9 protein-coding genes are annotated in these 12568 nt (G+C 42.2%); 3 read left to right on the top strand and 6 right to left on the bottom strand.

What is annotated here, in order from left to right:
- Nucleotides 1-138: 138 nt before the first annotated feature.
- Both V7K49_RS30815 and V7K49_RS30810 read right to left on the bottom strand, forming a co-directional pair.
- Complete coding sequence (locus V7K49_RS30815) at nucleotides 139-2061, bottom strand: Hsp70 family protein (RefSeq protein ID WP_335209034.1); 1923 nt, start codon at nucleotides 2059-2061, stop codon at nucleotides 139-141.
- A 14-nt stretch (nucleotides 2062-2075) separates the two neighbouring features.
- On the bottom strand, nucleotides 2076-2981 hold the full coding sequence (locus V7K49_RS30810; protein WP_335209032.1) for a hypothetical protein: 906 nt from the start codon (nucleotides 2979-2981) through the stop codon (nucleotides 2076-2078).
- A 272-nt stretch (nucleotides 2982-3253) separates the two neighbouring features.
- Between V7K49_RS30810 and V7K49_RS30805 the strand changes: the two genes are divergently transcribed.
- Nucleotides 3254-4045 (top strand): SAM hydrolase/SAM-dependent halogenase family protein, encoded by a 792-nt coding sequence (locus V7K49_RS30805; RefSeq protein WP_335209030.1) that lies wholly within the window; start codon nucleotides 3254-3256, stop codon nucleotides 4043-4045.
- 241 nt (nucleotides 4046-4286) lie between these two features.
- On the opposite strand, the gene V7K49_RS30800 is transcribed toward V7K49_RS30805, so the two are convergent.
- Entirely contained in the window at nucleotides 4287-7523 is a 3237-nt protein-coding gene (locus V7K49_RS30800; protein WP_335209029.1) for a DEAD/DEAH box helicase family protein, read from the bottom strand.
- Nucleotides 7524-7606: 83 nt separating this feature from the next.
- Here V7K49_RS30800 and V7K49_RS30795 point away from each other — a divergent pair, with 83 nt between their 5' ends.
- Nucleotides 7607-7828: an AbrB/MazE/SpoVT family DNA-binding domain-containing protein gene (locus tag V7K49_RS30795; protein WP_334968083.1), complete on the top strand. Its 222-nt coding sequence runs from the start codon at nucleotides 7607-7609 to the stop codon at nucleotides 7826-7828.
- Between the two features lie 21 nt (nucleotides 7829-7849).
- Nucleotides 7850-8257, top strand: a complete 408-nt coding sequence (locus tag V7K49_RS30790) for a putative toxin-antitoxin system toxin component, PIN family (protein ID WP_335209028.1) — start codon at nucleotides 7850-7852, stop codon at nucleotides 8255-8257.
- Here V7K49_RS30790 and V7K49_RS30785 read toward each other — a convergent pair.
- From V7K49_RS30785 to V7K49_RS30775, 3 genes are all read right to left on the bottom strand, one after another.
- Nucleotides 8235-9566 (bottom strand): restriction endonuclease subunit S, encoded by a 1332-nt coding sequence (locus tag V7K49_RS30785; RefSeq protein ID WP_335209027.1) that lies wholly within the window; start codon nucleotides 9564-9566, stop codon nucleotides 8235-8237. The two genes, V7K49_RS30790 and V7K49_RS30785, sit on opposite strands and share 23 nt — an antisense overlap.
- Nucleotides 9563-11608: an HsdM family class I SAM-dependent methyltransferase gene (locus V7K49_RS30780; protein WP_335209025.1), complete on the bottom strand. Its 2046-nt coding sequence runs from the start codon at nucleotides 11606-11608 to the stop codon at nucleotides 9563-9565. Before V7K49_RS30780 ends, V7K49_RS30785 begins: the two co-directional genes overlap by 4 nt.
- A gap of 203 nt (nucleotides 11609-11811) precedes the next feature.
- Nucleotides 11812-12555 (bottom strand): response regulator transcription factor, encoded by a 744-nt coding sequence (locus tag V7K49_RS30775; RefSeq protein ID WP_334968103.1) that lies wholly within the window; start codon nucleotides 12553-12555, stop codon nucleotides 11812-11814.
- Between the last annotated feature and the right edge of the window lie 13 nt (nucleotides 12556-12568).

Here is a 12568-nt window from a genome sequence, read left to right as displayed (position 1 = left end):
GGCTCGCTAACTAAATTAAAATCGGGTGGTTCTCTAATTATGCCCTTGCCAGCATTCTAACTATCAACATCATTTTTAAATCTTTAGTAGATGCAATCAGAATTTATAAAAACTATACTTACTGGCACACTATCACCGCTATTGGATCAAAATTATGCAAGATTGAACCTTGTTGGAAAGGGTTTTTTGAAGCCCTTGCTCTACTTTGCCAATCAGTTTGTCAAAAGCCTCTTGATCCGCCGTCAGTTGTTCTTGAATAACTTTCTCTAACTCAGGCTTTATTTGCTCACATATATCCTCGATTTTTCTGTCCCCCAAAAAACTAGAACGAATCCAACCAGGTACATCCACATTTGTCTTGATTACTTCTTGAACAGTCTTGCGATTTAGCTCCATTCCTGCTGCCATAAGCGAAGCCCCATATACTAGTGCAATAGGCCAGGTTAAATGTCCAGTTAGTATTAGAGTGATGATGCTAGCCACAGCGCCTCCACCAATTATGACATTGACAATAAACGCCACTGTCTCAGCAATGATAGCATCTCCAATTCGTAGCTCTGGGTTAACAAAATTTGGGTCAATGCTATCCTCGAATCTCAAGCTGCTTCTAGGTATCTGAAACTTTCGACAGATTGGATCAGTTTGTGCAGCTAAATCAGGTTGGATTTTCTTATTAAACCAAGAAGTGCATTGATTATTAATTATCTGCCCAGCGAGATCACTTTTGAGCCACTGTTCTGCCCGACTGATCAAAGATGTTTCCAAATCTGCTAAAGTCCGTATTTTGTTTTTTTGCCAATCTTTTAAACCTGGTTTAACTGCGTTGACAATCAAGCCATCTGTCAAAGGCTTAGTTAGTGATTCGATTAACTCCGGGATATGCCTCTCAATCAAACCTTTAAGCTGATTCGAGGTAAATAGTTTGTTGACTTCTTCTTTAAAAGCAGCCGCACGCAGATCCCATCGTCCAACTCGTGCTAAACCCATTGCAATGCACCGTTCCGGCTCTGGATCAGGGCGAAGCAGTGTTTCTGGTTCGGGAAACATTTCCTGACAAAGAAAGTGCGTAAACTTCATGCGAGATGCACCGCCAGTCATCAGCACAAGTTTTGGCACAATTCCAAGTTCGTCCAGCTTTTCTTTCGCCTCCGTTAAAGAGTCACGAAACGATCGCATCCAACTATGCAGCTTCAGTTCCGGTAAGGGTTGGTTTAAGATTTCCTCCATCATCAATTTATTTACTTGCGGAATAAAATAAATCTGTTCGTTGATAGACTCAAAACCACGCGCAAAGGATTCAGGATCGCTGTATAGTTGTTCATTAGAAAAGTAATCTTCTTTAGCTTTGCGGCAAGCAAGTTCACAACGAGCTTGGTGATGCGGATATTCTTGAAATACTTTTTCAAGTAATGCTTTTTGCTCGTGGTTGGCAAGAGTCCGGGCAAAAATTGCCTTGTCAATTAAAGATGCTCCCAAAGTATTACTCCCGAAATCTATCGGGATCTCTTCTAAGCTCTTAACCAGGGTAAAATCTGTGGTTGAAGAACCAATATCGACAATTAGCACCGATGCAACAAGTTTGTCATACTCCAGCTTCCCGGCTTCCTTGGCTTGCATGAAAGCAGCCCGCGATTCAGGTACAACATTTAGTCGGGGAATGCCAGCTTCTTGAAGTAGCTTTTGGTATTCTGAGCGATCGCTAACTGACCATCCTGAAGGGCAACCAATGTAAAAATAGCTACCTTCCCCACCCTCAAGTTGTTTGCTTTCTTTCAAAAGGCGGTAGTAGGTTGCGACAAAAGTGCTAATTGTTTCCCGATATTTGGAATCGTTGTTGGGTTTTTGCTTGAAAGAGATTGTCAGTTGGGTAACGCCAGCTTGAATTAATGCTTGTTCTCCCACAAGATAACCGAGTTTGGGATGCCAACCAAGAGCTGTAACTTGGTTCTTCTTATTATTAATCTCCAGCATCTGGGGGGGTTCGATGCTTTCCACTATCGCTTTAGCTACAGCCGTTTCACCGTGTCCCAAATCAAAACCGATTGTTTCTAAAATTTCCATACCCTTATTGTCTATTATTCTCTAGAAGAAGAATACACTGGCTCAATTACCCGGCCGCGCCTCAGGAGGCGATCGCCTTTCAACAAAGCCGGAGTTAGAGTTACGTGATCTTTGGTATCAGGGTCGATACTTGGCTCAAAGTCAAAATACTCGCGATCGCTATGAGGGTCATTTTGTCGGTAAATTTGAGCGTTAATTCCCTGAGACATTAAAATCTGTGGCAGAAGTTTCGCCAGTTCATGAGCCATTTGGGGTTTATCAAGTTTTGATGCGCCCATTAGCCTTTGCAGAAAGTTCAATAGCTCTGGCAGTTCTTCTATTGCTAAATCGCCTTCATGTTTATTCGATTCTTCTACTCTAGCCACTGCTAGGTCGATCGTGTTGAGAGCATCGCCAAGGTGATCTAGAAATACTTTGCTATCAACCCGGAGAATAGGTTGAGGTAATTCCAATAGCTCTTGAGACATAGAATTTTGCTGGTTGTTTAAGTCGAGTTGAAGTACAACTTCTAGTCCTAGAAGTAGAGAGGTTAGTAAGATAGCCATCCATACGCCAGGGGTAGTTTTAGTTAAAGAAAACAACGAACCTAAGATGCCTATATAAACGAGTCCCTGTAGGAGTTTCAGGATTAATCTGTTGGGAAAAAACTTTGTACCTGGGTTAGTAATTTGGCTTTGCTCTATTGGAGCAAGTTGAGAATAGTTAGCCGCCGCGAGAGTGGCGATCGATTGCCGCAGCGTATCCAGGAAAAAGGAAGCCAGACGAACTTGAGCCAGATTAAGCTTTTCAATGTAAATTCTTTCGAGATGATCGAGTCGGTTCTGAACCAGCTTAACTATCTGCTCAATGTTGGTTGTGTTATCAATATCTATCTGGAGTTGGTTGCGTTCTTCGCTAAAAAGTGAACTTATTGTTTTCATTGGGTTGACTAAGACTTTAACGTTACTAATAAGGGTAAAATGAGCAGTTGTTTGTTCATTTCACACTGTAAACAGATGATGACCGAATAATTTATAGTTCATAATTGATGATTCATAATTATGTTACATCAAGGATTTAAACCCCAACTAAAACAGGACTGCTTGTAGAAGCACCGCGGACAAACCCTTTTTAATTATGAATTATGAATTATGAATTAATAATTATGAATTAGGTTGATTGTAAATTACTATACTCAAAAAGGAGAAACAGAATGTTTATCAGCGTCATTGCAGACTACGGTACAGGAGATCCGGCATTTACAGAAGTCACACAACGTCTGCTGATGGCTTTTCCGGATGCCCAAATTCATTTGCTTTCGGTTCCAGCATTTAGTACCTTGGCAACGGGATTCTGGATTGCCCAACTGGGACTCAACCCAGGCCCTAGCGATCGCCTAATTTATCATAACTGTGCGCCTCGTCAAGATGATCCCGAAGCCCGGCGAGATAATGAAGGTGAAGGACTAACTTATGCCCTTTTATCCAATGGTGTAAAAGTAGTGGGTGTGAATGCGGGCTATACCCTCTCCTTTATCAAAGACTATACAAAGGAGTTGCGAGTGGTCAACGTTTCTCGTGGTGGCTCGCAGTTTCGCTCACGGGATGTGTTTCCTCCGGCTGCGGCTGCGGTGATGGGTGAAGATTTTAGCCTTCTGGGAGATAGCCTTAAGAGTGAGCAAATCCCAGATGTTCCACCAGATCGAATTGCCTGGATTGATGGCTACGGCAACATCAAAACAACTATTGGGGCGCATACACTTAACTTGGAGCCTCAAACCAAGATCGTAATCCGAATTGGAGATGTGGTCAGTGATGCAGTATATTCTGATGGCAGCTTCAAGGTGTCTGAAGGAACTTTGGCCTTTGCTCCTGGTAGTTCCGGTTGGTCAAGAGGCGATTCCGGAGAACCATTGCGCTTCCTAGAATTGTTTCTGCGAGGAGGGAGTGCTTGGGAACGCTTTGGCCGTCCCCGTGTGAATCAGCAAGTAACTCGAATTGCGTGAAATCGGGTAGGGAGCATCTCAATGAGCAAATATACTATAGGACTGATGTAAAACTACAGACTGTAGTGGCAATTCATGTAGCTTTAGCTTCCCGCAGGGTATTGCCGTTACGCGAATAAAGCGCAGCCTCACATAGAATTGGTATTAGGTTGAGCGGTAGCGAAACCCAACAAAGTCTCGATAGTGTTGGGTTTCGTTCCTCAACGCAACCTACAGAAAAGCATAGAAAAGGCGCGATCGCTTATGCCTTCAGTTTTTCTTCTGTATTACGTACTAGAACTTCAAAATCATCACACAGTTTATTGACTAAATCTTCCATTTCCTTGAAAAAATAATCTCCGACTTGCTGCCGATGTAAGATTTTGTACTTACGGTATATTTTGGCAAAGTCATCATAGATTTCGTCTTCTGAAACATTTGATTTAATCTTAATACTCAGCCGTTTGCCCTCATCGCAATTTCGCACATAGTCAAACAAGTCACTAATTTTTAATTCAAACTCTTGAATGCGTTCTCCCTTTAGGTCTTCTTGCTCGTTACGGGCTTCAATGATGGCTAAGATATCAAATTGATAGTCTTTACTGGTAGATTCTTTGCCTTGGGCAATTTTAGTGATTTTCTTTTTCTTCGGCTCTGGATCTTGGATTTCGACTTCGATAATGCCAATTTGATTATCAAAATAAACCTCGATCGCATCTTTGATATCATCAGTTCGGTTTAGCCTATTATAGATGTTATTGAATAAACGCAGAAATTCTAGGAAACTAGCTTCGCTGTATTTTGCATCTAGGGTAATTACATACTCAATGCGGTTGAGGATGGTAAAATACTGGGCTGCCTTGGCTTTGGCATCAGCGGTGTGTTTGGGATTTGCTGCAATATACTTTTCGATGCTGCTTTCTAAATCGAGGTAGCTCTCTGGATTGTGACGTTTCGGATCATCATTGAATGTTCTGAGAAAAGTCTCAAAGAATTCTGTGTAGACTCCAGACTTTTTCAGTTCTGCGAACAGGATTTCTAAAACTCGTTTATCGCTAAAGGGGTCGAAGTCGCTAACAACGACATCGGAAAAATGCTCGAAGGCATCTTTGATATTTTGGACGTTGACGTTGTTATAGGAAAAGTCAACGATTTTGCAGTCATTTTTATATTTGGCAGTGCGATCTACCCGTGAGATAGCTTGAATTGCAGCAATACCTTTAATTTCTTTATCTAAAAATAGGGTATGCAGTCTTTTTTCGTCGAATCCGGTTTGCAGTTTGGCAACGACGATGATTAAGGCATTTTTCTTGAGGGCAAAGTTTTCTAAGACTTTTTCCTCGGTCAGTCCATTGTTTAGCCCTGTGGCGTTTTGTTCGTCTTGGTTGCTGGAATAGACGATATGAATGGGTGCGTCGGCATATTTGGCATATTTGGGCTGTTTGACCAGTTCGTTGAAATGTTGCGTAACTGCTTGTTTGTAGGCGATCGCAGCTTTAATAGAATATACCACTAACATGGCTTTACCTGTACCCCGAATTTGCCGATAAACGTCTTTTACCAGCAAGTCGACGACATATTTGGCGATCGCATTAATACGATCGCGGTTTTCGTAAATTTGCTTTTTATCTGCGTCTTTATAATTGGGTTCCTCGAAGCCTTCTAATTCGTTAGTGGGAATGTCGAACAGCATCTTGGAGGCAACGGGGACAATATTTTTCAGGGGATTGAGAATGAAGCCGTCTTCAATGGCTTCCTTCATCGTGTAGGAATCGAAGGGAACCCAAAGTTTTTCGCTTTCGGCATAGCCGCTAAATTCTCCAAAGCGGGTGAGGGTGTGATCATCGGGGGTGGCTGTGAAACCGACAATCAGGTTTTTCTTAGTGCGGGTTTGGTTATATTGGGTTTGTTGGTCGAAGGGGGTTTGGAGTTCGTCGAAAATGTTGACCATTTCTTCGTGTTGGTCGCCGCTGTTGGAGCGGTGGATTTCGTCAATTAAGAAGACGATGCGGAGTTGGGCGAGTTTTTGCAGGGTGTCTGCGTCGAGCATTTCTCGCACTGCGCCAAATTTTTGCAGGTTGACGATCACTAAACGGGTGTCGGATTTGAGGGCATCCTGAAAGGTTTTTTTATTATTTGCCTCAATATACATCCGGTTATCAATGTTCATGTTGAGCATTTTGGAGTCGATTTGGCTGCGGAGTTGCAAGCGATCGACCACAATCATGATTTTGTCGTAGACGTATTCACCATTACGGCGTAAATCCTTTAGTTGTAAAGCTGTCCAGCCTATAATGTTGGATTTGCCAAAGCCTGCCGCATATTGTAGTAGTAAAGAATAGACATTTTTATTATTAGCGTAAGCTTTGCGTTTTTCGATTAATTCAGCGCGTTTGCTGGGGGAAACGTGGGCTAGCTGTTGTTCTAGTTGGTGAATAAAATAATCGTCTTCGGCTTCATGTTCTAAAAATTCGTCAATTTTAGCCAGAATTTTATCAGTGCCAAATTTTTGTTTGGGACGAGGTGATATGAGGTGTCCTAATTCGTTTTTGAGTTCCTTTTTAGCTTTGAGAACATATACGTCCCGCTCGATAAAATTGTAGTAAAGAATTTCTTTTACAATGAAGCTTTTGCCATAGTGGGCGGTAAAAAGTTCTTTGAGTTTATCTTTTTTATCTGTGTCAGGATTTAGCAGTGGATAGGGTTTAAAGATTTTTACTGCTCTTTTTTCGCAGTCTTCGTGGTCGTATTTGCCCTCGCTACAAGTGGTGAGGATTTCTTCAAAAAAGTGGTCGATAGTGCGAATGACATAGGTTTCGGCTATGTCAGTGCTGGTAATATGGATGGCTTTTTCAAAGATTTTGAGGAAGTCTTTGCGATAGTGGTCTTTTTCTTTGTCGCTGAGGTGGGGATTATTGTCGAAGGTTTCGTAATAGACTTTAACGGCTTCAAAGTAGTCTTTGATGACTTTACCGCGTCCGTTTTTGCGGGCTGTTTGGTTGGTGAGGTTGGATTTTAGCTCGCTGTAACCGAGGTAAATACCATTAACAAATAGGCAGATATCGGGACGGAAGGAGAAGATTTGTTTGCCTTGATATTCATATTTGTAGGGCAGTTCTGGGACGACAGAAAAGATATTTTGCTCAAACAAGCTACTATTGTGAATTATACTGTCATCGGTGTAAAACAGATAGAGTTTGATGCCTTGTAGAGTTACGGATTTATTGGCATTAATAAATAACGCCATATTGCGGCTACTGGCGATACGTTCTTGGATTAATTCGATTAGTTCTTCTAAAAGTTTTTGGGCGTTGTTGTGATATTTTTTGAGTAGGATTTCGTAGGACTTTTGGTTTAGTTCGGTGGTGGAAATGAAGGTTTGGAGGTCTTCTTCAATGATCAGGGAATTTGTAATTGTGTTGGCTTTTACTTCTTGGTAGCCTAATTCTTTGCGAAAAAAGGGGATGAGAAATTTGTCTTGTAGGTGCAGTTCGCTCATATATTATTACTATTAGTAAGGTAGAATGTCTATAAGAAAGTAAGGATTCCTTACATTTTCTGGCAAAGGCTAGGAGGCTTGTCATGCTCGCTAAGTTAACTTCTAATAATCAGCTAACGTTGCCTAAAAGTATTACCCGTGAAATCGGGGAGGCTGAGTATTTTGAGGTAAAGGTAGAGGGTGGACAAATTATTCTGACTCCTGTAAAAATTCAGAGGGCTGATGCAGTCCGGGCAAAGCTGGCAGATTTGGGCTTGAGTGAACAGGATGTGGCTGAGGCGGTAGCTTGGGCGCGTCAGTCGTGATGGTTTGTCCACGAGTTGTAATTGATACTAATTATTATAGTTTCTGCGCTGATATTTGGGGGTAGAGTATCTATACTGCGTTTGGCTTGGCAGGACGATCGCTTCACTCCCCTGGTTGCTAAAGCGACAACAACTGAGTTAATTCGGGTTCTGGCTTATGCAAAGTTTCAGCTAACGCCAACTGAGCAAGAAGATTTACTATCGGATTACATACTGTTTTGTGAAGCTGTGGCGATGTCTGACCTTTTACCTATAATTCCTGAATGTCGTGACCCGTTTGATCTGCCTTTTTTACTTCTGGCTGTGGTCGGTGAGGCGGATTATCTGGTAACGGGCGATCGCGATTTACTCAGCCTGAAAGATGATTTTTCTTGCCCGATTATCACTGCTGAAGATTTTTTAAACTTTATTGATGCTCAGTCACCCTAATTTTTCCGGTGACGGCATCATTAATTAGGGTTTTGCGGAGTTCTTTGAGTTTTTCAATTTGGGTGTTGATGGTTTGGATTATTTGGTTAATTTGGGCAGTTTTGCTGTCGAGGTAGTCTGCGATCGCTTTTTGTTCGGGGAGTGGGGGAATTAAAATTTCTATACGCAAGAAATTTTCTTGTGAAAGGTTTTTCATACTAGGGCTTGAGCCGGTTGCGCAAAAAGAAATCACTTCTTTCAACTGGGTTACTAGTAGTAGATAACTCAGCCATTTAGAATGTATTCTTACATTGCGACTAAAAATGGTTTGCCAGAGACGATCAGGTAAGAAAAGGTTAGGATAATCTCTGTCAACAAAACCACTAGCACCAACTAATTCAGGTGTATTCATTCTACTAATGATGATATTTCCTTTACGAGGACTGCACTTAGCTCTGCTAATTTCTTCAGGTAAGATAGCTTTATTTTCATTTGGATCAAAACCGTATCTGAACACGCAACTTGTTTTTAGAACACCATTTTCATAATTTTGAGCAGGGAAATTTGCAGCGTTAACACTTACACCAGACTCAAGATTTTCAATTATGTCCTTTAGTCTTTTAACTCCACAATGCTCAGGCACTTCACCTAGCCATTCAATACCGCGATCGCACATCGGCACAGATTTATCAAGCCCGCTTGTAACGGTTTCGTTGATAAGAGACTGTTTGAGCTTACCATACAGGGTTGCTTTCTGGGTGAGCAGGTCAATTTTGCGATCGCACTGCGCGGTTTTAGTATCGAGATAGCGTGCGATCGTTTTTTGTTCTTTCAGGGAAGGTAAAACAGTTTCAATCTGAAAGAAATCTTTTGCATATAAGCGAAGTCGAGATGACACAATACCTTTAGAGTTTCTTGTCATTTCAACGATTGCATTGGGAATTCTGAAAAGATAATCAAAGTATCTATGATGATAAAGAATTCCCTTTATTGGCATATAAACATTATAAGAGGGGCTGCAAATACCTAATTCATTGCTAGTCCCTAAAGCTCCCATCCATGCCCACATTGTGTTTATGATCAGATCACCTTGATGGCAGATTTTGTAACCTTCCATTGTTTCTGCCATAAACATATTTACGTTTTTCTCGCTACGAGGAGTAACGCCTGTAATGTGAGATACTGTGAGCAATGTTTCTTTTCCTGTAGTGCTTAGGTTACTTCGCTCCTTAAAAATCTCCTTGTTTCGGACGATAGCCCATTCTCTGGGAATCTTTCCTAACCAGTTAACTTCACTATCCTTATAAGCCTGATAACGTTCAACTTTCATAAGCTCTCCTCAAGCCTCTTCAACTCCTCATTAAGCACCGCAATTTCTCCCAAAATATCCTTAACACTCCTCAATTTTTCCGGCTTATAAAAAACCTTATTAAAATTAATCTCCACCCCCACCACATTTTCCAAATACTCAAACGGCTTGGTAATATATTTTGCCATAAATGCTGCGATCGCTGCCCGATTCGCTACCTCATCCCGATGGAAAGGAATAATCTCATAATCCTTCTGATAATCCGGCGTTAATTCCACCGTAATTTCAATTCTTTCTGGCTGGGTTTTTGTCCCCTTCTTAAACGCTGTCTTCACCACAATTTTGCCGCAGCCTAACGCTTCCTCCTTACCCAAAGCCTCTTTAATCAGCGTTTCCCTGTCAGCATCAAACCGATACCAAGCCTTATCCGTCGTCACTGTTAAGGGCTGCTCTTTGTAATCTAAAGAACTAACAAACGGCTTAATATCTTGCTCAAACGCCTCCACCAACGAGCCAAACCGTTGCGAATCGTAATCCGTAATTGTAAATTCTGTTAACGTTCTTTCCCCATTGTCCAACTTCAACGGCGACAGCTTCAGGCTAGTTTTACCTTCCTTTAAGCGATTAGCAAAAGTTTTACCCTGCTCATCTACATTCGTGAGCATAATTGCCTGTTTATTAAAATATAAAAATTCTTTATCAAATACCCGCCCATAGTCATTATCCTCAAACCGCGTCAGGGTTTCCACAATCTCCAAGCGGCTGATTTCATCCACTTCCTTCCGCTTTGAGCCTTTATTTTTCTTCAGTGATTTAAACTTCTCACTCGCATTAATCAACATCACCTTATCCCGACAGTTTGGAGTTTTACGCTTATTTAATACCCATAGATAAGTGTAAATACCCGTGTTAAAAAACTCATCTGTCGGTAACTGAATCACTGCTTCCACAAAGTCCGAATCCAGCATCCATTTGCGAATATTACTTTCTCCCGAACCAGCATCCCCACTAAACAGGGTCGAACCATTATGAACCACAACTCCCATGCCATTTGCATTTAGCTTCGAGATTAGGTGCTGCATAAACAACAACTGACCATCAGAAATTGACGGCAGGTACTTAAATCGCTGGGTTTTGTCGTTATCAATATCCTTTTGATAACCCTTCCAACTCACCCCATAAGGCGGATTGGCGATTACTATATCAAACTCATCGTTATAAAACTTATCATCGGTGAGCGTATTGCCATGCTCAATTTTTGAATCCACCCGAAACCGACTTTCAATCTTTGCCAGCGCGTACAGCGCATCATTCCAGTCCTGCCCAAAAGTTTGGGTTAGTCGCTTAGACCTCTGATGAATCCGATCTTCCACCCCAAACAACAAGTTACCACCGCCACAGGTGCAGTCGTAAATTTTTAACAGCTTATCTGACTCTTCAATCTTAGAAGCAATAATCTCCGCAATCAGCGCGATGACATCATCCGGTGTGTACTGTTCCCCTGCCGTTTCCGCCGAAATATCCGCCCAACGCCGCTTAATATGCTCTTCCAGCGTCGTAATTGCCGAGTTATCAAAGGGTTTGAGGTCAATACTGCTCCATTCCTTTGTATAACCCAACAGCACCTTTTTTCCCTTAAGTTTCCTAATTACCCCTTTAATATCGAGAAACTTCTCACCCTCTGTTGCATCCACTCCCAGCAGGTCTTTTGTTTCCCCATCAAAACCCCGCAGGTACGCTTCAAAGTCTACATCAAAGGATTTATCATTTTTACAGATATCCTTTAGTGTTTGGTTCTTCTCGAAAATATAGAAGTTGTAACCTTGCCCCTTATCTTCAATTAGCTCGGTCAAATCTTCCGGTGCAATCTCCACCAACGCCGCTTCACCAATCTCCGCCTTTAATTCATCAAACATCCTCACCAAGCGGCTTTCAATCATCACCAGCGCAAAAAACGGCATCATATAGGATGGCCATTCTGACTCCTTGATGCCGCAACCCCTTAGCAAATCGGCAGTTGCCCAGATATTTGATTCGTATTGGAGGATATTGTTGACAGTCATGCAGCAGGTTTTAGCTCAAGGGTAAAAATCAGTATAAGCTCTAATACCCTTGGCATAAAATAATTTACCTGTCAATAGTAGAGAGGTTGTATTGCAACGTCTCTACATACCTTACCACTAACCTTAACTAAACGGTAAGGAATAATACTTTCTGAGAGTTCTTGCCTAAGTGATGGCTTAGTTAAGGTTAATTTAGCGTGATTTCATTCAACGACTGTTACCGAAGCCCCTTCATTTGATGGAGGTATACCGGGTAACTCAAGACAGTATCCTGCACCATACACTGTCTTGATATAGCGGGGGTGGCGGGGATCTGGTTCTAGCTTGGTTCTCAAGTGGCGAATATGGACTCGAATCGTTTCAATGTCATCATCAGGATCGTAGCCCCAAACTTCTCTGAGGATTTCGCTGGGGGAAACCGTTTGACCGTGGCGTTGCAGCAAGCAGTGAAGTAGCTCAAATTCCAAGTGAGTCAATTTCACCGTCTCATTGAACCATATTGCCTCAAATCTTTCGGGAACCAGAGTGAGTGAGCCATAGTTCAGAATCTCACTGTGCTTTGCTGCTTGGGGAATCCGGTCAGTCCGCCGCAAAAGTGCCCGCACCCGCGCTAGCATTTCTTCAACTTCAAAAGGCTTGGTGAGGTAGTCATCTGCGCCAGCATTGAAGCCTTCCACCTTGTTCTGAGTTTGGCTCAAAGCCGTCAACATTAACACGGGAATCTCAGAGGTGCGATCGTCACGACGCAGGCGTTGGCAAACAGTAAACCCATCTACCCTGGGCAACATCAAATCGAGCATGATCAAGTCTGGTTGTAGCTGGAGAGCCAGTGCTTGACCTTTGATGCCGTCTTCAGCTTGACTTACATCGTAGCCAGCCATTTCCAAGTTGACGGCAACTAGTTCTGAAATCGCTGGGTCATCGTCTATGACAAGAATCCTCGGCATTCTTAAAAAATTA

Source organism: Nostoc sp. (assembly GCF_036919675.1).
Lineage (GTDB): Bacteria > Cyanobacteriota > Cyanobacteriia > Cyanobacteriales > Nostocaceae > Nostoc.
The sequence above is the reverse complement of the archived record's forward strand: the minus strand, read 5'-3'. Positions and strand labels throughout refer to the sequence as shown.